This window comes from Enterococcus sp. AZ040, from assembly GCF_050499185.1.
In the GTDB taxonomy this organism is placed as follows: Bacteria; Bacillota; Bacilli; order Lactobacillales; family Enterococcaceae; genus Enterococcus_D; species Enterococcus_D entomosocium.
The window spans coordinates 3175525-3196776 of the sequence record NZ_JBMHEW010000001.1 but is presented as its reverse complement, the minus strand read 5'-3'; the positions used below and the strand labels follow the sequence as shown (position 1 = coordinate 3196776).

Annotated in this window: 20 protein-coding genes; 13 read left to right on the top strand and 7 right to left on the bottom strand. The window is 43.8% G+C overall.

All coding sequences use genetic code 11. The features are described from left to right. Positions 1-43 precede the first annotated feature (43 nt). Positions 44-877 carry a glycosyltransferase family 8 protein gene (locus IGK63_RS14760; protein ID WP_005233315.1) on the top strand — a complete coding sequence of 278 codons (834 nt, stop codon included), beginning with the start codon at positions 44-46 and terminating at the stop codon, positions 875-877. Positions 878-1018: 141 nt separating this feature from the next. After that, complete coding sequence (locus IGK63_RS14755; protein WP_005233316.1) at positions 1019-1486, top strand: TspO/MBR family protein; 468 nt, start codon at positions 1019-1021, stop codon at positions 1484-1486. A gap of 47 nt (positions 1487-1533) precedes the next feature. Here the strand turns inward: IGK63_RS14755 and IGK63_RS14750 are convergent, their stop codons facing one another. Then, entirely contained in the window at positions 1534-3408 is a 1875-nt protein-coding gene (locus IGK63_RS14750) for a M3 family oligoendopeptidase (protein WP_429972526.1), read from the bottom strand. 322 nt (positions 3409-3730) lie between these two features. On the opposite strand from IGK63_RS14750, the gene arcA reads away from it, so the two are divergent. From arcA to IGK63_RS14710, 8 genes are all read left to right on the top strand, one after another. After that, on the top strand, positions 3731-4954 hold the full coding sequence (gene arcA, locus IGK63_RS14745) for an arginine deiminase (protein ID WP_008380174.1): 1224 nt from the start codon (positions 3731-3733) through the stop codon (positions 4952-4954). 19 nt (positions 4955-4973) lie between these two features. Continuing rightward, positions 4974-5993 carry an ornithine carbamoyltransferase gene (gene argF / locus IGK63_RS14740; RefSeq protein ID WP_008380172.1) on the top strand — a complete coding sequence of 340 codons (1020 nt, stop codon included), beginning with the start codon at positions 4974-4976 and terminating at the stop codon, positions 5991-5993. 17 nt (positions 5994-6010) lie between these two features. Continuing rightward, the gene (gene arcC / locus IGK63_RS14735; RefSeq protein WP_005233327.1) at positions 6011-6946 is read left to right on the top strand and encodes a carbamate kinase; all 936 of its coding nucleotides are present in this window, start codon (positions 6011-6013) and stop codon (positions 6944-6946) included. 42 nt (positions 6947-6988) lie between these two features. Next, complete coding sequence (locus tag IGK63_RS14730; protein ID WP_005233329.1) at positions 6989-7678, top strand: Crp/Fnr family transcriptional regulator; 690 nt, start codon at positions 6989-6991, stop codon at positions 7676-7678. A 44-nt stretch (positions 7679-7722) separates the two neighbouring features. Further along, positions 7723-9174, top strand: coding sequence for a YfcC family protein (locus IGK63_RS14725; RefSeq protein WP_008380167.1), 1452 nt, complete (start codon positions 7723-7725; stop codon positions 9172-9174). Between the two features lie 77 nt (positions 9175-9251). After that, positions 9252-9758 carry an arginine repressor gene (locus IGK63_RS14720; protein ID WP_005233333.1) on the top strand — a complete coding sequence of 169 codons (507 nt, stop codon included), beginning with the start codon at positions 9252-9254 and terminating at the stop codon, positions 9756-9758. 214 nt (positions 9759-9972) lie between these two features. Next, positions 9973-10488: a VanZ family protein gene (locus IGK63_RS14715; protein WP_008380164.1), complete on the top strand. Its 516-nt coding sequence runs from the start codon at positions 9973-9975 to the stop codon at positions 10486-10488. A gap of 63 nt (positions 10489-10551) precedes the next feature. Next, on the top strand, positions 10552-11247 hold the full coding sequence (locus tag IGK63_RS14710) for a YoaK family protein (protein ID WP_008380162.1): 696 nt from the start codon (positions 10552-10554) through the stop codon (positions 11245-11247). Between the two features lie 33 nt (positions 11248-11280). Here the strand turns inward: IGK63_RS14710 and IGK63_RS14705 are convergent, their stop codons facing one another. The 3 genes from IGK63_RS14705 to IGK63_RS14695 all read right to left on the bottom strand — a co-directional run bounded on the left by IGK63_RS14705 (position 11281) and on the right by IGK63_RS14695 (position 13172). Beyond that, positions 11281-11610, bottom strand: coding sequence for an SdpI family protein (locus IGK63_RS14705; protein ID WP_016611997.1), 330 nt, complete (start codon positions 11608-11610; stop codon positions 11281-11283). 161 nt (positions 11611-11771) lie between these two features. Further along, positions 11772-12254, bottom strand: a complete 483-nt coding sequence (locus IGK63_RS14700; RefSeq protein WP_005233337.1) for a VOC family protein — start codon at positions 12252-12254, stop codon at positions 11772-11774. A gap of 39 nt (positions 12255-12293) precedes the next feature. Further along, the gene (locus IGK63_RS14695) at positions 12294-13172 is read right to left on the bottom strand and encodes an aldo/keto reductase (RefSeq protein WP_429972550.1); all 879 of its coding nucleotides are present in this window, start codon (positions 13170-13172) and stop codon (positions 12294-12296) included. A gap of 97 nt (positions 13173-13269) precedes the next feature. Between IGK63_RS14695 and IGK63_RS14690 the strand changes: the two genes are divergently transcribed. Then, complete coding sequence (locus IGK63_RS14690) at positions 13270-13638, top strand: winged helix-turn-helix transcriptional regulator (RefSeq protein ID WP_005233339.1); 369 nt, start codon at positions 13270-13272, stop codon at positions 13636-13638. 64 nt (positions 13639-13702) lie between these two features. Here IGK63_RS14690 and IGK63_RS14685 read toward each other — a convergent pair whose 3' ends face one another. From IGK63_RS14685 to IGK63_RS14675, 3 genes are all read right to left on the bottom strand, one after another. Then, positions 13703-14002, bottom strand: a complete 300-nt coding sequence (locus IGK63_RS14685) for a hypothetical protein (RefSeq protein ID WP_005233340.1) — start codon at positions 14000-14002, stop codon at positions 13703-13705. Between the two features lie 152 nt (positions 14003-14154). Beyond that, on the bottom strand, positions 14155-15552 hold the full coding sequence (locus IGK63_RS14680; protein ID WP_005233342.1) for a L,D-transpeptidase family protein: 1398 nt from the start codon (positions 15550-15552) through the stop codon (positions 14155-14157). 269 nt (positions 15553-15821) lie between these two features. Further along, entirely contained in the window at positions 15822-16805 is a 984-nt protein-coding gene (locus tag IGK63_RS14675; protein ID WP_005230720.1) for an L-lactate dehydrogenase, read from the bottom strand. 355 nt (positions 16806-17160) lie between these two features. Here IGK63_RS14675 and pth point away from each other — a divergent pair, with 355 nt between their 5' ends. Then, complete coding sequence (gene pth, locus IGK63_RS14670; RefSeq protein WP_008380153.1) at positions 17161-17721, top strand: aminoacyl-tRNA hydrolase; 561 nt, start codon at positions 17161-17163, stop codon at positions 17719-17721. Positions 17722-17732: 11 nt separating this feature from the next. Continuing rightward, positions 17733-21251, top strand: a complete 3519-nt coding sequence (gene mfd / locus IGK63_RS14665) for a transcription-repair coupling factor (RefSeq protein ID WP_016611990.1) — start codon at positions 17733-17735, stop codon at positions 21249-21251. The last annotated feature ends 1 nt before the right edge of the window (position 21252 follow it).

Here is a 21252-nt window from a genome sequence, read left to right as displayed (position 1 = left end):
TTGCCCAACGAGTGCATCCAGTAACAGAGGAGTGAACAAGAGCATGAATCTACTTTTTGCGATTGATGATCGATTCAGTGAACAATTAAAAACAACGTTATATTCAATCAAACGCCATACGACAGCAGCATCTTTCGATGTCTATGTCTTACAAGAAAAAGAATTGAGGCAAGGTGCAGAGCTAGAGGTCTTTTGTCAAAAATTGGCGATGACCTATCATCCCGTCATCATCGGTTCTGGTTCGATCTTTAAAACGGCACCAGTTAGTGACCGCTACCCAGAATCAATCTACTATCGATTGTTGGCACAAAATTACTTGCCGCAGCAGGTGGAAAAAATCCTGTATCTGGATGCGGATATTTTGTGCATCAATGATTTGCGCCCCTTGTATGAGCTGACGTTAGGGGATTTTCTGTATGCCGCTGCCAGTCATTCCAAGCTGACAGAAGTGACGACGGTCATCAATAAAGTCCGTTTGCGCAATTATGAGTCAGAAGGCTACTATAATTCAGGTGTCTTGCTGATGAATGTGCACCAGCTACGGCAAGAGGTCAAAGAAACAGAAATCGCAGCCTTCATTGAGAAAAATCATTTGAACCTCTTTTTGCCGGATCAAGATATTTTGAATGGGTTATATGGTGATCGGGTGCTGGCGATTCCTGATCAGCTCTATAACTATGATGTACGGAAAAACCGTACGTATGAGACGATCAGCCTAGGGGAATGGAGTTTGGATTGGGTCATCGAACATACCGTTTTGCTGCATTTTTGCGGCAAAGAGAAACCATGGAAGAAAGGCTATCGCAGCCGCTACGGTTCGTTATACAAATATGTAGAAAATGAACGGCGGAAGTTTGAAGAGGAACAATCAAAGTAGCTGTCATTGAATATAATCAAAATTACCTTGAAAGAAACGTCCACACGGCCGTTTCTTTTTTTAAGCGTTCTATTCTGCTTTTTTTCGATTCGATGGTACGATGAAACTAGTGAGTTATGAAAAAAAGAAGGAGTGGAGAACATGAAATTTTTAATTTGGCTGGTCTGTGTGATCGGCATTGAAGCAACAGGAATCATATCGAGTTTGTTTGCAGGGGACATTGCCGGAACGTATGCGCAAATGGAAAAACCCTTTTTAGCCCCTCCTGGCGGGATCATTGGGATCGTTTGGACGATTTTGTATGCCTTTATGGGAACGGCGTTGTATCTGTTGATCGTCGCCAAAGTCAATCCAGCGCTTAAAAAGAATGCCTACATCTTCTTTGCGATCCAGCAAGTATTAAACTTCTTTTGGAGTATCGTTTTCTTTGGCTGGAATGCTTACTGGGCAGGAACGGTCATTATTGTCTTGTTAGTGTTATCAGTGATTATTTGTATGATCCTCTTTGCTCGCATCGACAAAAAAGCGATGTACTTGTTTATTCCTTATTTGATTTGGTGTTTATACGCCGGCTACTTAACGATTGGCTTAACTTTATTGAATGCCTGATAGAAAAACCCTCTTCCAAGCGTCTTGTTGGAAGAGGGTTTTTTCTTTTAGATATAGTCTTCAGTCAATTCCATAAAGCTGGCAACATCTTTTAGGACCATGTCGATCCCTGCTTGCCAGAAGTCTGGTTTCGTTAAATCGACACCAAGGTGTTTTTGCGCCAGTTCTTCCGTCGTCATTGAAGCAGTATCTTGCAATAAAGCAATGTATTCTTCTTCAAAGCTAGACCCTTTTTCATTGGCATACGCGTAGATCCCCATACTAAAGAGGTAACCAAAGGTATAAGGGAAGTTGTAGAACGGCACATCGTCAATAAAGAAGTGCAATTTGGCTGCCCAGAAATGTGGGTGATAAGTCGCTAACCCATCCGCATAGCTTTCTTTTTGCGCCGCAGTCATCATTTCCGTGATTTGTTCCGCTGAAACCAAGCCCTTTTGACGAGCTTGATAGAAGCTGTTCTCAAAAATAAAACGTGCGTGGATGTTCATGAACATCGCGATCGCATTTTGCATTTTAGCATCCAATAGATTGATTTTTTCTTCTTTTGTCGTTGCTTCTTTGAGGGTTGCATCAGCAACGATCAATTCAGCAAAGGTACTTGCTGTTTCGGCAACGTTCATGGCATAGTTGCGGTTTAATTCTGGCAGCTCCCAAAGAACGCTGCTGTGAAAAGCGTGACCGAGCTCATGGGCAAGCGTCGCTACTTCGTTGACAGAATTGCTGTAGGTCATGAAAATACGTGATTCTTTGGTTTCTGGCAAGCTGGTGCAATAGCCGCCAGGACGTTTGCCGGGACGATCTTCTGCTTCGATCCAGCTTTTTTCAAAAGCGACTTGGGCAAAGTCAGCCATTTTTGGGCTGAACTTACGGAAGTTGGTCAAAATGAAGTCAGCTGCTTCATCAAAGGTGTAGGTTCTTTCTTCCATATCGCCAAGGATGATTGGCGCATCTTGGTCTTGCCATTCCATTTTTTCTTTGCCGAAAAGCTGCGCTTTGCGGGTCAAGAAATCAACGATCGGCTGTTTGTTCTTTTGGATCGTGCCCCACATAGCATCCAATGTCGCTTTTTGCAGACGATTGTATTCTAATGGTTCCTTCAAGTAATCAGTGACACCGTGAAGTTTGAAGGTAGAAAGGCGGAAACCGTCTAAGTGGTTCAAGGTATCCGCAAAGAGGTCTTCTTTTTCTGCCCACGTCTTTTCCCAAGTGTCGAATAAACGCGCACGAACTTCCGGATCAGGATCACCCATCATTTTATTGAAGGCTTGACCAGCTGAAAACTTGATCGTCGTGCCGTCTTCTTGCAGGAAAGGAATTTCGATCGAGGCAACGATCGTATCGTAATGTTGGCTCCAAGCATTCAAGCCATCTAAATTTAAAGTATTGATGATGGTCTCTTCTGCTTCGGATAACAATTCTTTGCCGTCGCGGCGAATCTCGCTTAAACGAAAAGCGACAGGTGCTAAGTTTTCCGCTTTAACTAGTGCTGTCCAATCATCCTCAGAAATTTCTGTCAATTTTTTCGAGAAAACGGTTTGTGCTGCTTGCAGTGCTGGCAATTTTGCGTAGAGGTCACCCGTCAGGATTTTGGCTTTGCTGTCATTGACATTCGCTGAAAGCAAGGCATTGATAAAGCTGCCGCATTGTGAAAATCCTTGACTAATAGTTGCGGATAAATCAAGTAACTCTTCTAATTTTGCTGCATCGTCTTCGCTGTTGGGCGGCCATGCATCGACTGTTGTTCGGTAATTTGCAATTTGTTCTTCCAGTTGGCTCATGCGTTCTTTTAATTGAACAGAATCGCTGCCTCCCGGAAAGATTGTTTCCAGATTCCAATTGATTGAATAGGTCATTCCTATCAAACCCCTTTCTTTTCCTTCGATCTTATTAAGTATAGCATAACGAAATTTGGTCGCAACCATCAGAATCCTTATGAAATAAGGGTTCTTGATGAAACTGTACCAAAAACAAAAAATGGAATGTATAACTCCTTGATCTATTGATAGGGCGGAAAAACGTCAAAAATAAAAAAACTATCACATCCTCATCAAATTCTTAGAAAAAAATCGATGGATAAATATTACATATGAAAAAAAACAGCGAGTAAAAAAACGCCTGATGAGCGATATTCGCTTTTTCATGCATAATGCCAAATCCTTTGCGAAAAGAACACGAAATATACCACTGCGAAAGCGTATACAATTAGGTAGCATAGAGGTGTAAACAGAAGAAGGAGGAAGAAAAATGCCAAATGCTATTCATGTTTTTTCAGAGATTGGACGATTGAAGCAAGTCATGCTTCACCGCCCTGGTCGGGAATTGGAGAACCTTGTTCCTGATCATTTGAACCGCCTGCTATTTGATGATATTCCTTTTTTGGAACAAGCCAGAGCAGAACATGATCGGTTTGCGGAAGTCCTACGTCAAAATGATGTGGAGGTGTTGTATCTAGAAGATTTAGCTGCTGAATCGCTCACGTCACCAGAAATCAAACAGCAATTTCTCAAGGATTATTTAGCGGAAACTACAATCCAAAGTTCTGAGATCATCAAAGAAGTCACGGATTATTTTATGTCTTGTGACAATGATCGGGAACTGATCGACAAAACTATGGCTGGTTTAGCCAAAAATGAACTGGAGCTGCCAAATACCCAGAGCCTCGCTGGGACCGTGGATGATCAATACCCATTTCTGATCGATCCAATGCCGAATTTGTATTTTACACGAGATCCCTTTGCGACGATTGGTAACGGAGTATCCTTGAATCGCATGTATTCAGAAACAAGACGGCGCGAAACGTTATACGGCAAATATATTTTTGCTCATCATCCAATGTTCCAGCAAAATCCGCCTCATATGCTTTATGATCGCGCCCAACCAACCCGCATCGAAGGTGGCGACGAATTAGTTCTGTCAAAACATGTGTTGGCGATTGGTATCTCGCAACGAACGGATGCCGCTTCGATTGAGCAGCTGGCCCGCAAAGTGTTCGAAAATGAGCCAAGCTTTGAGTATGTTCTAGCGTTTGACATTGGTCAAGAGCGCAAATTCATGCATTTAGATACGGTATTTACAATGGTCGATCATGACAAGTTTACGATCCATCCAGAAATCGAAGGAGAGCTGACGGTTTATTCAATCTCACGAGCAGGTGATGGGGTGACGATCAAAGAAGAAAAGGACACGTTGGAAAATATTTTATGTCGCTATCTAGAACTAAATACGGTTGAATTGATTCGTTGCGGCGGCAGTGATTTGATTGCAGCAGCTCGGGAACAATGGAATGACGGTTCCAATACCTTGACGATCGCACCTGGCGAAGTCGTCGTATATGACCGCAATACCATCACCAATCAGAAGTTGGCAGAAGCCGGTATCAAATTGCACAAAATCTCCGGCAGTGAATTGGTTCGTGGTCGTGGCGGTCCTCGTTGCATGAGCATGCCATTTGTTAGAGAAGATATTTAAATCAGAGGAGGAATCATCGATGGAACAAGTATTTAAAGGAAGAAGTTTTTTAGCAGAAAAAGATTTTACGAAAGCCGAGTTAGAATACCTCATTGATTTTTCAATCTATTTAAAACAATTGAAAAAACAAAATATTTCTCATCGTTATTTAGAAGGCAAGAACATTGCCCTTTTGTTTGAAAAAACATCGACTCGGACACGGGCGGCCTTTACGACAGCTGCCATCGATCTTGGTGCCCATCCAGAATTTTTAGGCGCGAATGATATTCAGCTAGGCAAAAAAGAATCTGTCGAAGATACAGCAAAAGTTTTAGGCAGCATGTTTGACGGTATTGAGTTTCGTGGATTCAGTCAACAAGTCGTTGAAGATTTAGCCAAATTCTCCGGTGTTCCTGTTTGGAATGGCTTAACCGATGAATGGCACCCAACCCAAATGATCGCTGACTTTATGACCATCAAAGAAAACTTCGGCACCTTGGAAAACATTACGCTAGTTTATGTGGGCGACGGCCGGAACAATATGGCGAATAGTTTGTTAGTGACGGGGGCAATTTTAGGGGTCAACGTTCGTATCTGTGCACCAAAAGAACTTTTCCCAGCGCAAGAAGTGACAGACTATGCCAACAAATTTGCTAAAGAATCTGGCAGTCAGTTGATGGTAACAGATGATATCCAAAAAGGCGTCAAAGATGCAGACGTCTTGTATACCGATGTTTGGGTGTCAATGGGGGAAGAAGACCAGTTCGAAGAGCGGGTGAAGCTGTTGAAAGATTACCAGATCAACCGCGAAATGGTGATGGCCACCGGAAAACAAGACGATGGCTTGATCGTGCTGCACTGCTTGCCAGCGTTCCATGATACGAATACGACGTATGGAAAAATGATCGAAGAAAAATTTGGCATTTCTGAAATGGAGATCACAGACGATATTTTCCGTAGTCACTGGGGTCGTCAATTTGAAGAGGCTGAAAACCGGATGCACTCGATCAAAGCGATCATGGCAGTAACATTAGGCGATCTATTTATTCCTAGAGTGTGAGAAGGAGCAGTGAGCAGATGAGTGAAAAGAAACCAACGATCGTTGTCGCCCTTGGCGGCAACGCCATCTTAGCAGAAGATGCCAGTGCCAAAGGGCAAAAAGAGCGACTCAAACAGACCGTGGACTACCTGATTCCCTTGATCCGAAAAGACGTCAATTTGATCATTACTCATGGGAATGGTCCCCAAGTGGGAAACCTGGTTTTGCAGCAGCAAGCGAGCGATTCTAGCAAAAACCCAGCAATGCCTTTAGATACCTGTGTCGCCATGACCCAAGGCAGTATTGGCTATTGGTTGCAAAATGAGCTGAGAATCCAGTTGAAAGCAGCACAAATAGCGAAGCCGGTGGTGACTGTGGTCACGGAAATTACAGTCGATGCCCAAGATCCAGCATTTGCCCATCCGACAAAACCAATCGGGCCGTTCTTAACGGAAACGGCTGCCAAAGAAGCCATGGCGGCTTCAGATGCCATCTACCGGGAAGATGCTGGTCGTGGCTGGCGGAAAGTCGTGGCTAGTCCTGCACCACAAGCGATCCAAGAAGTTGCCAGCATCAAAGCGCTGATTGAACAAAACACGATCGTCATTTGTGCAGGAGGCGGCGGCATTCCCGTGCTAGACAATGGCCTGGGTGTTGAAGCCGTGATCGATAAAGATTTTGCTTCTGAAAAATTGGCTCGATTAGTCGATGCGGATCAGCTGATCATTTTAACGGGCGTAGAAAAAATCGCTTTGAACTTTGGCAAGGAAAGTGAGCAGTGGTTGGATCATGTGACCGCCGCGGAATTGGAAACCTATGTCGATGAAGGCCATTTTTCACCAGGTAGTATGTTGCCGAAAGTACAAGCCGCTTTGAACTTTGTCAAAATGGGGGCGGAAAAACGGGCAGTGATTACTTCTTTAGACAAGCTGGCAGCTATCGATGATGCTGGCACGCAGATCACCTGGAAGTAAGCGAAGCAGCAAAGCAAGACCCAAAACATTGGAGTGAGAAAAATGATCGACCACCAAATAAAAGATCCATCAACAAGAGCGAACAGCTTTCAATGGCTGGAAGAAGAAAATCAGCAGCGTTTGAAAGAGCATATTTACTGCCGTACGTACAAAAAAGGTCAAGTGCTTTTTTATGAAGGCGACGTAAGAGATCGGATATTCCTTGTGATAGAAGGACTTGTGCGGATCGAAAAGACCGACGGAACTGATTCCTATTGTTATGTAGATTTTGTTGGGCCAGATCAGTTATTTCCTTTGATTGGCTTGTTTGAAAGAGACAACTATGATGTATCGGCATTCGCTGCAACAGACATTGTCGTGCAGTTTGCAGCGATGTCACTGTTTGAACCGCTAGTCGTTTCGTCTACAAGTCAGTTGCTGTGGCTCAATCAGCAAATGAGCCGGCAGTTGGAAAAGCAAAGACGCCGTGTCGAGTATTGTGTCACCTCCAGCGCGCAAACAAGAGTCGTTAATACGATTGGTCTTTTGATGATCGAGCATGGGCAGACACAAGGTGAGCAGATTCGCATCCCTTTTCCAGTTTTTATCAATGATATAGCCAAGTACAGTGGAACGACGCGAGAGACAGTCAGTCAAACGCTCAAGGCGCTCGTGCATAAAAGAAAGATTTATTATCGCTACAAAGAACTCATTATTTATGACCAAGATTATTTTTCTCATGTTGCCAAGTAATGGCTGGCAGCAAATAGGATCGATTCAAAAAAGGGGGAACACAGATGAAAAAAAAGCAAAAAGAAAAAAAGTCGCTGACATCATTCAGTATCTTATTTCTGATCATTATCGCCTTGACGGTCGCTTCCTGGCTCTTAGCAGGGCAGCCTTTTGCGCCTTCTTTACCAGCAGGCCAAGAAGAGATGGTCAGCCAAGTGGTGGGTGCCAAGTTTTCTGATTTCTTTATGGCGCCTTTTAACGGATTTCGTGATGCGATCGAGATCTGTGTGTTTATTCTCTGTTTGGGTGGTTTTTTGAATATCGTCACGCGAACAGGCGCTTTGGAAGCCGGGATTCAGCATTTGGTCAAAAAACTCAAAGGCAATGAGTTGATTTTGATTCCGATTTTAATGATCTTGTTTTCGATCGGCGGCTCCACTTATGGAATGGCGGAAGAAACGATTCCTTTTTATTCCTTATTAGCAATAACGATGGTGGCATCAGGTTTTGATACGATCGTCGCAGCAGGAACCGTTATGCTGGGTGCTGGTGCCGGCGTGATTGGCTCCACCGTCAATCCCTTTGCGACCGGCGTTGCGATGGATGCCTTGCGAAGCATCGATATTGCCCCAAACAATGGCACGATCTTAGTAGTCGGGGCATTGCTTTGGTTAGTCACGACCGCATACTGTATCTTTGTGGTGATGTCTTATGCCAAAAAAGTCAAAGCCGACAAAGGCTCCACGATCTTATCGCTGCAAGAGCAAAAAGAAATGGAAGAACATTTTGTCAAAGACACGAACGAAGCCTTGGTGTTTACGCAAAAACATCGCCTGATTTTGACGATTTTTGGTTTATCCTTTGTGATCATGGTGGTTTCCTTGATTCCTTGGGGCGACTTTGATATCCATGTGTTTGACGGTTGGACCGCCTTTTTGACCGGCAATAGCTTCGGTGAATGGTATTTTGGTGATTTGGCCATGTGGTTCTTCTACATCAGTATCATCATTGCGTTGATTCAAGGATTCTCAGAAAAAGAAATCGTGACCAACTTTATCGATGGGGTCAAAGACATTTTATCCGTTGTCTTGATCATCGTTGTGGCACGGGGTGCTTCCTACATTATGCAAACGACGTACTTGGATCTGTTTATTTTGGATCGGGCTTCCCATCTTTTAGAAGGTCTATCACCTGTCCTGTTTGTGATTGGCGCCTACATTTTGTATCTGCTCTTATCGTTCTTGATTCCATCGACTTCCGGACTAGCGTATGTATCGATCCCGATCATGGGGGCCTTGGCGCAAAGCATCGGACTCAATCCGAACGTCATGGTGATGATCTTTACTGCTGGTTGCGGATTAGTGAATTTGATCACACCAACTTCTGGCGTCGTGATGGGGGGATTGGAGCTGGCTCGGGTCAACTATTCCACTTGGACCCGCTTTATGCGCAAACCGTTACTGGTTATCGGAATTTCCAATCTTGCCATTTTAATCTTCTCAATGTTGTTCTTGTAAGCTACGTTTCAAGATGTGAACGAGACGGATCAACTATTTCAGTAAGCGAGGCGACTTGAGAGGAGCGGATCAAGTAAATGAAAAAAAAAGAGCGACAAGCAATTATCAAAAAACTCTTTGTCCTACATCGGATTGAGTCTCAAGAAGAATTGATGAATTTATTAAAAAAAGAAAATGTTTCAGCTACCCAAGCCACGATTTCTAGAGACATGCGGGAAATGAACATCGCTAAAACGTATGCTAAAAACGGTCGGCCGTATTATTCGATCTTTGAATCCAAAGAGCAGGATCTAGAAGACAGAATTGCGTTTTCGATGTATGAGTACCTAAAAAAGATTACGCAGATTGACTTTTTAGTTGTCGTTCATACTGCTGAAAACGGCGCCGATGTGATCGCCAATTATCTTGATGAAATGGAGCTACCAGAAATTGTCGGCACGATTGCAGGGTTTGATATTTTATTGATCATCACGCCGTCACAAGAAGCGGCAGCAGAGGTCGTCGATCGGTTGAACCATTATGTAGAAGGCTACGAGATGGGTTCGTCATTGTTTACTGGAGAAAAAAACGCAAAACAGCCCTGAGAATCGTTGAAGGAGCTGAACGTCACAAGCCCCAAAATCTCACAACCAAACGGGTGACGGCTTTTCATACCGATGGCTATTTTTAAAAAGAAAGAGTGCTTCTAATCTTCACGGAAGCACTCTTTTTGTGTGTGCAATGTCACCACGGTTTGCTGGAAAAACAGTTGCATCACCAAATGAAAATGGTAAGATAGGAAAATGAGGAGTGAAAACTATGAAAAAATTACTGAAAGAACCGAATTTTTACTTTTGTATCGCACTTGCGGTTATGGTCATCCTCTTTATCAGTTCTTCACAAACCTATGAGCAGCAATCACAAATCGGGTTGCTTTCACGAATCTTAAAAAATGAACCATTGAAAGAGTGGCTAGAGAAGATTTCTTTTTCCTATGCTGGTTCGGAGATCAGTATTGCGGAAAAAGGCTATTTTTCATTTGTGGAATTTTTCATTCGTAAAGGCGCGCATTTCTTTACCTATTTTGTCTTAGGGGGCAGTCTGTTCTTCGTTCTCGTATATCGCCGTACGCCGTATTGGCTAGCCGCTTTTTTTGCTTGGTTAGCAGCTACCGGCTATGCTGGGATCGATGAATACCATCAAATGCTGACGGGAGGACGGACGCCGCTTTTTCAAGATGTCATGCTGGATTCAGCTGGAGCACTGACCGCCGTTCTTTTGGGGTGGTTGATTTGTCAGTTATCGAAAAAGTCACCTAAACGCCGCAAAACATAACGAGTTGTCGGCGTTTTTAAGCGTTAAGCTGTTAGAAAGTATAAAAAACAAGAGGCGAAACCAATGGAAAAAAGTTTGAGTAGTGTCAAAGGCAAAACCGAGTTTGTCGTGCATGAAAGTTTGCCGGTGGGGGTTCTTCTCGCGATGGCTGGCGGCTTTTTAGATGCCTATACCTATCTCTTTCACGGTGAAGTGTTTGCGAGCATGCAGTCGGGGAATGTTATTTTGTTAGGGATCAATCTTTCAACGGGGCAGTTTGAACAAGCCTTTCGGTATCTGCCACCAATCTGTATGTTTTTAGTGGGGATCGTGGTGACGAATTATCTGCAGCATCATTTTCCGACTGGTGGTTGGATCGTTTGGCAAAATGCTGCGTTGATCTTTGAAGCAATCGGTATTTTGGTTCTGGGCTTTTTTGCGCGTTCTTTACCCAATGTCCTGGTTGATTCCGGATTATCTTTTTTTGCAGCGATTCAATATGCCGCTTATCGGCGCTTGGCAGGGATGCCCTATGCCACCACGATGACCACTGGCAATTTACGTTCGCTGGCTGATTACTTGTATTTGCGCGGGTTTAAGCAGGACCGATCAGTGACACCCAAGATCATTTCTATTTCCTTGATCATCGGCGGTTTCTTTTTTGGGGCGGTTTTAAGCAGCTTGCTAGGAATTTTCTTATTCCACCGGACCATCTGGGTGGTTTCAGGAATTTTAGCCCTGGTGTTGGGAATCACGATCCACAGTCAAAATAAAGAATAGAAAAAAGACATTCCCCGGAATGTCTTTTTCGTCTTACTTTTTGGTGCTCGCGCGTGAATCTTTGAGATAAAGCGCTATTTCTACCAGCAGTGCTGCTAGAAGATAGCTACCAAGGACGGCTATCTGGTAAAATTTCTCTTCAATCAGCTCGTTGCGCTGCAGCAAAATGACCCCACCTAGAAAGAGCATCGCCAACAGGGAGAACCACTGCTGGGAAAAACGCCAATTGCTGACACTGGCTGTACTGCGCTTGGTGCGAAAGCCGAATATATAATTGGGTTCTTCTCGGTAAAAGAACCGGAAGACGATGAAAAAAATACCCGTAAAAATCAACAACAAAAGACCAATATCGATCGAGATCACTTCCTTTCAAGCGAGGTTTGTTGGGAAAATCAGCGAATAAAAAGGATTATCTATTTATTGTACTCGCTGTAAAGGGTTCTATGAAGGGGAACTATTGAAAAAATAGATAGTTTTGCGTAAATAAAAAGGGAGGGCGCTATAAGTCGCCATCCCTTTTTCAATTATCCGCGTTGAAATGGTCCTTTAGGTGCAATCAGTTCAAGATTGGTACCATCTGGATCTGTAAAGTAGGCAACACCTGTCCCGAAGCCGCTTTTTAAACCATCTTGTTCTTCAAAAACGATTGGGGTACCGTCAGGTTCAACCCCGATGGCTTTTAGACGAGCAACGGCTTCATCAATATTTTCGACTTCAAAACAAAGATGCATGGCACTGATTTGCTCATTGGAATAGCTAGCTTTGTTGGATTTTGGTTCGACGTATTCTAAAAGGTCGATGTTGAGATTGTCTAAATGAAGATTGGCGTATTTGATCAATGTATCCTCTAAACCTTGCGTTTGCGCCATTCGTTTGCCACCGATCGTATCTTGATTGGCGATTTTCTTTCCAGTTAATGCTTCATAAAATTGGATGGAACGTTCGAGATTGCTGACGGTGATTCCCACGTGGTTCACCATTGAAAAGCCTGTGTTTGTGTTTGTCATTATACTTCCTCCTAAGGTTTTGTTTAGTATATCGTTTGGTTAATGAAAATCGAATGTGTCTGGATCTGGACCCACTCGCAGGTCCTCATTTAATGCGTTCAAGCGAGCCATTTCATCTTCTGATAAATGGAAATCAAAAATCGCTGCATTGGCGCGCATTCGCTCAGGGTGTGTCGATTTGACATTGACTAAGATTCCTTGTTGGATAGCCCAGCGTAAAAGCACTTGTGCCGCTGATTTTTGCTGTGCATCGGCGATCGCCAAGACGGTTTCCTCTTTCAGCAGTTTGCCTTGCATCAAAGGTGACCAAGCTTGGATCGCAATCCCCTTTTCAGCATAAAAGTCCCGCAGGTCTTGCTGCGTAAGTTTGGGATGCAGTTCGATCTGATTGACGACAGGAACGACCTTAGCAGCGGCCAATAGTTGCTCCAAGTGATGAATCTGGAAGTTGCTGACCCCGATTGCTTTGATTTTTCCAGCGGCATACAAGTCTTCCAAGGCGCGCCATGACTCTTGAAATGCCTGGTTTCCCGGCCAATGGATCAAGTACAAGTCGAGATACTCGAGGTTTAAGCGGGCCAAACTTTCATTGAAAGCATGGATCGTTTCATCATAAGTTAAATGATCGTTCCAAAGTTTGGAAGTGACAAAGAGTTCTTCACGAGCCAACCCCGTTTCTTGTAAGCCTTGTTTGATTCCTTCCCCTGTTCCTGTTTCGTTGCCGTAAATAGCCGCCGTATCAATCAGGCGATACCCATTGATAATGGCCTGTTTCACGACCTCTGCTGTTTCAGCTTCAGGGATTTGAAAGACACCTAACCCCAAACCGGGGATTTTGCTGCCGTTGTTCAGTGTAACGGTATCCGATAATTTTTCGATCATAAAAACATCTCCTTTATTTTTTTCTGTAATCATCATATAATGAGGAGGTAAGGTTGTATAGTACGTACTTTTTTGTTTGATACACACATTTTGGTAACATTTGTGTGTTTACAGACTTGATGAGGTGAAAAAAATGGAAGAAAAAATTTATAATATCGGTGTAGAAGCAACGATGGATGTCATCGGCGGGAAATGGAAACCAATCATTCTTTGTAATTTACGCCATGGGGCATTGCGTCCTAGTGATTTACGGCGAAAAATTCCTGGCATCAGTCAAAAAATGTTGACGCAGCAATTGCGGGAACTAGAAGAGTCTGATATCGTTACCCGCAAATCCTATAATCAAGTACCACCCAAAGTTGAGTATTCCTTGAGTGAATATGGAGAAACGTTAGGCGGCTTATTGGATACCCTTTGTCAGTGGGGCACGATGCACGTCGCTGCGCTACAAGACAAAGGAGAACAAGTTACTTTGTTAGAACAAGAAGAGGCGATTGTCTAGCAGAGGGCAAGTGGCATGAGAAAAGGCCGGCAGAAACCATTGGTTTCCGTCGGCCTTTTTTAGGCTATGCTTGTTGGATCAATTCTAGAATGGCTTCAGCATTCATGCCGCTGTAATGATTGATGGGAAATGACAGGCGCTTGATTCGCGGCGGGATGGCCTGCTTGATCATCGGATCTGTTAAAGAAAGCAAAGGATCGACCAAAACGATTTTTTCTTGCGAAAAACGATAATTCATCAGACGTTCTGGTGTCACAACAGTCACGCTGATTTGATCCTCGGACAGCATTTGGATGTTGCGGGCGAAAATTTTAATCAGACTTCCAGCTAAAGTAGAACGATCAATAAAGACAACTTTTTCCAAAGTGATTCTCCTTTTTAATTAATATGCTTAATTAAGTATATTAATTAAATGGCGCTTTGTAAACAGGAACATTTGGAAACAACAAAAAAGCCGCAAAAGAATTTTTTTGCGGCTTTTGGTTCATCTATAAAAAGGTTTGACTCTTTTTTCCATTAAATCACGATCACGGGTGTCCCGACTTCGGCTTTACTGTACAATTCTTTCATCACGCCTGGCGGAGTATTGATACAGCCGTGAGAGCCGCGGGTTTTCCAAAGATCACCACCGTATTCCGTTTGCCAATCAGAATCATGGATTCCGACACCGGTCCAATCGATCGGCATCCAGTAATCAACAGGGGACGCATAATCTTCACCGGTCAAGGTTGCATCTTCTTCTTTGTTCCAGACATAGAAGACACCAGTTGGCGTTGGTGTGGCTGGTTTTCCAGAGATAATTTTCGTATCTAGCACCAGCTCGCCATCTTTGTAATACCACATGTGTTGGTTTTTCAGATCAACTTCGATATACGTGTTGCCAAATAACGGGCTGCCAGCATCGGTGCTTCCTTGAGCGATCGGTGTGCGCGTGAAGTCTTCGCCGGCTTTTAACGCCTCAATCAATGCTTCTGTTTCCGCATCGGTTTGGATCGTCCAGCTGAGGGTGCCGGCTGGAACCGTTACTTCGCCTTGTTTGGTACTCTTGAAGGTCGAAGAATTGGTGCTGGTGTTGTATTGCTCTCCGATAGAAGCGACATAGCTTCTTACTTTGTCTTCGTCGATCGTGGTGTTGCCATCTTTGTAAGAGAGCCAATCCATGATCGATTCTCTTGGAATTTGAAACGTGTTTCCGTTGATCGTATAATTGCCGGTTACTTTGGCGATTTTATTCAACGAATCCATTTCTTTGGTTAGATCAGGATCATCAGCGGTCACACTTGGTTTTGTGACGTAATCGACGAGATTTAATTCCTTTTCGCCACTGACGATGGCTTCTTGTAAGTCTGCTACTGCTTTGTCCACATCAATGGCATCGCCGTCAACTTCTGGTTTGATAGAAAAGCCGTCTTCGCCTTTTTCCAATGTTGCATCGGCTGACTTGGTACGATCCTCATTTAAAGTTTCTAGTTCCTTTTGGATCGTGTCCGTTTCGCTGTTTAGCGTATCTTGATCCACCGAGAGATTGTCCAGTGTTTTTTCTTCTGCAGCGGAAACATAAGCCATTCCCCAACTCCACTGGTTCTGTTCATCTTTTAATGATTGCAGCTCATTGGTGAAATCCGTTTGTAACCCAAATTGAGCAAGGTTGATTGTCTTCCATTCGCTATCGCCTTCTTTGATGGTGAAATCTTCTTGCGAGTAGCGGTCATGCAGCAGGGCATTGGCCTCGGCAACAGTTTTGTTGCTGATGTCGATCCCATCGATTTCAGTCTTTGGTAAAAAACGGTTTGCATAATATGTACTTCGGTAGGTATAGCCGCCAGCGATCACTACTAATATAGCAGCCACAACGATTAGAACAATTTTCTTGGTATTGTTCTTGGCGTCAGTATGTTTGTTTGAACGAGTCATTCAACTACTCCTTTTTTTCTAATGGCATAATAGATATTAACGCTTAAATCATACCATATTCCCCCAAGAAAGCGAATATGGCAAATGAAACTTCCATGAAAAATAGAAAATTCTTAAACTATCTTTAGCTAAGCTGTAGAAAAGCATTTCTTTGCATAAAAAAACTGAACGAACCGCAGCAAATCATCTTGATCAAATTGTTCTGAAAAAGAGTGAGCTGTAAGGTTCGTTCAGTGGCATAGTTGACTAGCTAAACGAAGTGAAAGAAATTATTGATTGTCTTCTGCATCTAGTTTCGCAAAAGCTTCATCAAGAATATCTTTTAATTGTTTTGCAGAAGCGGCCATCCGGTCTTTTTCACCATCCGTCAATGGGATCTCAATCACTTTTTGAATCCCTTGGGCGTTGATAACTGCAGGCGCACCGATGTACAAGTCGTTTAAGCCGTATTCGCCGTTCATGTACACAGACAATGGTAAAACAGCATTTTCATCGTCTAAGATCGCACGAGTGATCCGTGCTAAGGCTACCGCGATCCCGTAGAAGGTCGCACCTTTTTTCTCGATGATGGTGTAGGCTGCATCACGAACACTGAAGAAAATGTTGACCATTGCTTCTTCATCGATGTCTGGGTTATTTTTGACCCATTCATAGATTTGCAAGCCGGCTACGTTGGCATGAGACCAAACAGGGAATTCTGAATCCCCGTGTTCGCCTAAGATATAGGCATGGACGTTACGGGCATCAACATCGACTAATTCAGCCAAAGCTTGACGGAAACGTGCAGAGTCTAAAGAAGTACCTGAACCGATGACGCGTTCTTTCGGGAAGCCTGAGAATTTCCAAGTCGAGTAAGTCAAAATATCGACTGGGTTCGCTGCTACTAAGAAGATTCCGTTAAAACCTGAATCAACGATTTGGGTAACTACTTCCCGGTTGATTTTCAAGTTTTTATGAACCAAATCTAAGCGGGTTTCACCTGGTTTTTGAGGCGCACCAGCTGTAATAACGACTAAATCAGCATCATGTGCATCTTCATAAGAAGCGGCATAGATTTTTTTAGGGGAAGTAAAGGCCAAGGCATGGGACAAATCAATTGCGTCGCCTTCTGTTTTTGCTGTATTTATATCAATGATTCCGACTTCTTGCGCAATGTTTTGGGTCACCAGCGCAAACGCGTAACTAGAACCAACCGCACCGTCTCCAACAAGAATTACCTTTTGGTGATCTTTTTTGTTCGTTTTTGCAGTCATCTGTGTATCATTCCTTCCGCATAATTGTTTTACTCGCTATCATCCTACCATTTTCAAGTATATTTGTCATGTGATTTGCACAACAATATTACACAAAATATCGCTGTTTCAGTTGTAAATGCTTTCTTTGTTATTACGTCAAAAAGAGGATATATCAACGTTTTATTAAGATTCGTTAAGAAAGATAAAAACTGAGCAAGAGGACGCCACCATAACAGTCCATTTCGTGTTATAATTATTTCAGCAAAAGAACTGGGCGCATTTGTGTGCCCAGTATTTTGTGTTTGGATAAGAAAACCGATAAAATAGATGAAGAATCAGCTTGAAACTAGAAATAATGGAGCGTAATCGAAAAATGAAAATGATTGTAGGCTTGGGAAATCCCGGCAAAAAATATGAGAAAACCAAACACAATGTTGGCTTTATGGTAGTGGATGCCTTGGCACAAAAGTACCAAGCAACCTTTAAAAAGTCGGCTTTTGAAGCAGAAGTGGCAGAGTTTTTCTTGAAGGGTGAAAAAATCCTTTTGGTCAAACCGCAAACCTTCATGAATGAATCCGGTCGTTCGGTAGGTCCGTTGATGACCTATTTTGGCATCTATCAAGAAGAATTAGTAGTGGTCTATGATGACCTTGATTTAGCATTAGGGAAAATCCGCTTGCGCCAAAAAGGCAGTGCGGGGGGACACAATGGAATCAAGAGTTTGATCGCGCATTTGGACTCGACAGTCTTTGACCGCATCAAAATCGGGATCGATCGGCCACGTCCAGGACAAACCGTGGTCAATCATGTACTGAGTCCTTTTGCAAAAGACGATCTGCCCATCGTTTTACAAAGTATTGATAAGGCGGTCGAGGCAAGTAGTGATTACTTGACCAACGGCGACTTTCTTGCCACAATGAATCGATTTAACTAAGGAGGGCCGAGATGGATTTAATTGAATTAATAAATAAAGTGCCGACAGTGGCGGCTTGGCATGCAGGTTTACGTGAACAGGCCCCCCGGCAATTACTGACCGGTCTAGCTGGATCGGCAAAAACATTGGCGATCACCGGTGTGTATCAGGCATTTCAAAAACAAGTGATCGTGGTGACACCAAATCTGTATTATACGAATCAACTAGCCGAAGATCTGCGCAACGTGACGGATGATGTCTATGTTTTCCCAGTGGACGAAGTGTTGTCAGCCGAAATGGCTTTTTCTTCACCAGAAGCACGAGAAGAACGAGTGGCAGCGCTGAATGCTGTTTCTCAAGGAAAAACTGGGATCTATGTGTTGCCGGTGGCGGCTTTGCGAAAGTATTTGCCTGAAAAGAAAACCTGGTTAGCCAACCAATTCCAATGGCAAATCGGCGATGAGATCGATTTAGAGCGTTTGCCGCAACAATTGATCTTGATGGGTTACGAACGGCAGTCAATGATTGGCAAACCCGGCGAATTCAGTATTCGTGGGAGCATCCTCGATATTTATCCATTAAATGCCGAATACCCCGTACGGATCGAGTTATTCGATGTAGAAATCGACTCGATGCGTTCTTTCAACGTGGAAACGCAACGCTCAGTGGAAACGCTGCAGCAAGTGGCTATTTTACCGACTACCGAATTGGTTTTCTCAGCGGAAGATTTAGCGGCGGGGCAAAAGCAGCTGCAAGAATTATTGAACAAACGGTTGGCAGTCACCAAAGAAGCAACCGATCGCGCCTTTTTAGAAGACTATTTCGGCCAATTGGCCTCCCAATGGCAAGCGGGGATTCCCGGTGAAAGTGCCCGTTATTACACGGATTTGCTTTATCGTCAGCAAACGAGTGTCTTAGATTATTTTTCTGAAGACGCCTTTTTGATGATCGATGATTATGCTCGGATCATGGAGACCAATCGTGAGATCGAACGGGAAGAAGCGGAGTGGCATACCCAAAAATTAGCGGAGCTGCGGGTCTTTTCTGAACAGCAATTCGGGATAGATGTCCATCAACTGCTGCAAAAAGAAACCTTTGTGACCAGCTTCTTTTCTTTATTCCAAAAAGGAATGGGGAACATTCGCTTCCAAGCGATCCATCAATTCCAATACCGGCCGATGCAGCAGTTTTTCAGCCAAATGGGTCTCTTGAAAGTTGAGATTGATCGCTGGGAGAAGCAACAGCAAACGGTGATTTTTCTGGTCAGTGACCAAGAACGGGCTAAGAAGTTAGAGCAAGATCTGCGAGATCATGATATCTATGCCGTGCAGACGCAACAAGACCGCCTGTTTACGGGACGCACCCAAATCGTGGTGGAACGTTTGCAAAGCGGCTTTGAAATGCCGCAAGACAAGCTAGTGGTGGTTACAGAAAAAGAAATTTTCCAAAAGATGAACAAAAAAAGAGCCCGCCGGCAAAATGTCACCAATGCGGAACGTCTCAAAAGCTACAATGAGTTAAAAGCCGGCGATTATGTCGTCCATGCGAATCATGGGATCGGGAAGTACATCGGCATGGAAACCTTAGAAGTCGATGGCGTCCATCAAGATTATATGACGATCTTGTACCAAAACGAAGACAAGCTCTTTATTCCAGTCACCCAATTGAATTTGATTCAAAAATATGTGGCTTCCGAATCGAAAACACCGAAAATCAATAAATTAGGCGGCAGTGAGTGGGCGAAGACCAAGCGCAAAGTGACGGCTAAAATTGAAGACATCGCAGATGATTTGATTTTATTGTATGCCAAACGCGAATCAGAAAAAGGCTATGCCTTTCAACCAGACGATGCCTATCAAAAAGAATTTGAAGATGCCTTTCCTTATTCGGAAACCGATGATCAGCTGCGCAGTACGGCAGAGATCAAGCGGGATATGGAAAAAGAAAAGCCAATGGACCGTTTGTTAGTTGGAGATGTCGGTTTTGGGAAAACAGAAGTGGCGCTGCGGGCTGCTTTTAAAGCGATCAAAGAAAGCAAACAAGTGGCTTTCTTAGTGCCGACAACGATCTTGGCGCAGCAGCACTATGAAACGATGGTCGATCGTTTTGAAGGATTCCCCGTCAATGTTGGGGTGCTGAGTCGTTTTCGGACGAAAAAACAGCAGAATGAAACAATCGAGCAAGTGCGCAAAGGGCAAGTCGATATTTTGGTGGGGACCCACCGATTATTGTCAAAAGATGTCGAGTTTGCTGATTTGGGCTTGTTGGTGATCGATGAAGAACAACGTTTTGGGGTCAAACACAAAGAGCGCTTGAAACAACTGCGTTCGCAAGTCGATGTGTTGACGTTGACGGCAACGCCGATCCCAAGAACATTGCATATGTCGATGCTGGGCGTGCGGGACCTATCTGTGATCGAAACACCACCGGAAAATCGTTACCCGATCCAAACCTATGTGATGGAGATGAATCCAGGAGCGGTGCGAGAAGCGATCCAACGGGAGATGGCACGCGGGGGCCAAGTGTTTTATCTCTATAATCGTGTCGATACGATCGAGCGAAAAGTCGAAGAACTGCAGGCGTTAGTGCCAGATGCACGAATCGCTTATGCCCACGGGCAAATGACCGAGATCCAATTGGAAAATACCCTGTTTGACTTTATTGAAGGGCAATACGATGTGTTGGTGACGACGACGATCATTGAAACCGGTGTGGATATTCCCAATGCCAATACGTTGTTTGTGGAAAATGCCGATTACATGGGGCTTTCGACGTTGTATCAGTTGCGTGGCCGTGTCGGTCGGAGCAATCGAGTCGCTTATGCGTATTTCATGTATGAACAGCAAAAAGTGTTGAACGAAGTCAGTGAAAAACGGCTGCAAGCCATTAAGGACTTTACGGAGTTAGGTTCAGGATTCAAAATCGCGATGCGAGATCTTTCGATTCGTGGGGCAGGAAATCTATTGGGGGCGCAACAGCACGGCTTTATCGATGCAGTCGGGTTTGACATGTACTCACAAATGCTGTCGGAAGCAGTCACTCGTAAACAAGGGAAAAATACCCAAACAGAAAAAACGACCGTTGAGATCGATCTGGGGATCGATGCCTACTTACCGACTTCGTATATTGAAGACGAACGGCAAAAAATCGAGATCTATAAACGAATTCGTGAGCTGGAATCACAAGAAGCAGTTGATGAACTTCAAGATGATTTATTAGACCGTTTCGGAGAATACCCTGTAGAAGTGGCGCACCTCTTAACGGTGGGCGAGATCAAAATGAACGGCGATCGTGCCTTGTTAGAAACTATCCGCAAGCAGCAACAGACGGTGTCGTTTACTTTGAGTAAAGTCGGCACGAAAAATTATTCGGTGGAGCAGCTGTTTGAAGCATTGAAAGCCACTAAATTAAAAGCCACGATGGGTGTCGATCATGAGCAAATGACCATTAAATTACAGATTCCGCCAGTGATGAAAGAAAGCACCTGGCTATTAGAAATCCAAGATTTTGTCAAAGCGTTACGGGAACAAAAATACGCCAGCCAAGGCTAGA

Bases quoted from the DNA above. Each gene is read 5' to 3' on its own strand.
- IGK63_RS14760 (WP_005233315.1), top strand. From the start codon at position 44: ATGAATCTACTTTTTGCGATTGATGATCGATTCAGTGAACAATTAAAA.
- IGK63_RS14755 (WP_005233316.1), top strand. From the start codon at position 1,019: ATGAAATTTTTAATTTGGCTGGTCTGTGTGATCGGCATTGAAGCAACA.
- IGK63_RS14750 (WP_429972526.1), bottom strand. From the start codon at position 3,408: ATGGTTGCGACCAAATTTCGTTATGCTATACTTAATAAGATCGAAGGA.
- arcA (WP_008380174.1), top strand. From the start codon at position 3,731: ATGCCAAATGCTATTCATGTTTTTTCAGAGATTGGACGATTGAAGCAA.
- argF (WP_008380172.1), top strand. From the start codon at position 4,974: ATGGAACAAGTATTTAAAGGAAGAAGTTTTTTAGCAGAAAAAGATTTT.
- arcC (WP_005233327.1), top strand. From the start codon at position 6,011: ATGAGTGAAAAGAAACCAACGATCGTTGTCGCCCTTGGCGGCAACGCC.
- IGK63_RS14730 (WP_005233329.1), top strand. From the start codon at position 6,989: ATGATCGACCACCAAATAAAAGATCCATCAACAAGAGCGAACAGCTTT.
- IGK63_RS14725 (WP_008380167.1), top strand. From the start codon at position 7,723: ATGAAAAAAAAGCAAAAAGAAAAAAAGTCGCTGACATCATTCAGTATC.
- IGK63_RS14720 (WP_005233333.1), top strand. From the start codon at position 9,252: ATGAAAAAAAAAGAGCGACAAGCAATTATCAAAAAACTCTTTGTCCTA.
- IGK63_RS14715 (WP_008380164.1), top strand. From the start codon at position 9,973: ATGAAAAAATTACTGAAAGAACCGAATTTTTACTTTTGTATCGCACTT.
- IGK63_RS14710 (WP_008380162.1), top strand. From the start codon at position 10,552: ATGGAAAAAAGTTTGAGTAGTGTCAAAGGCAAAACCGAGTTTGTCGTG.
- IGK63_RS14700 (WP_005233337.1), bottom strand. From the start codon at position 12,254: ATGACAAACACAAACACAGGCTTTTCAATGGTGAACCACGTGGGAATC.
- IGK63_RS14695 (WP_429972550.1), bottom strand. From the start codon at position 13,172: ATGATGATTACAGAAAAAAATAAAGGAGATGTTTTTATGATCGAAAAA.
- IGK63_RS14690 (WP_005233339.1), top strand. From the start codon at position 13,270: ATGGAAGAAAAAATTTATAATATCGGTGTAGAAGCAACGATGGATGTC.
- IGK63_RS14680 (WP_005233342.1), bottom strand. From the start codon at position 15,552: ATGACTCGTTCAAACAAACATACTGACGCCAAGAACAATACCAAGAAA.
- IGK63_RS14675 (WP_005230720.1), bottom strand. From the start codon at position 16,805: ATGACTGCAAAAACGAACAAAAAAGATCACCAAAAGGTAATTCTTGTT.
- pth (WP_008380153.1), top strand. From the start codon at position 17,161: ATGAAAATGATTGTAGGCTTGGGAAATCCCGGCAAAAAATATGAGAAA.
- mfd (WP_016611990.1), top strand. From the start codon at position 17,733: ATGGATTTAATTGAATTAATAAATAAAGTGCCGACAGTGGCGGCTTGG.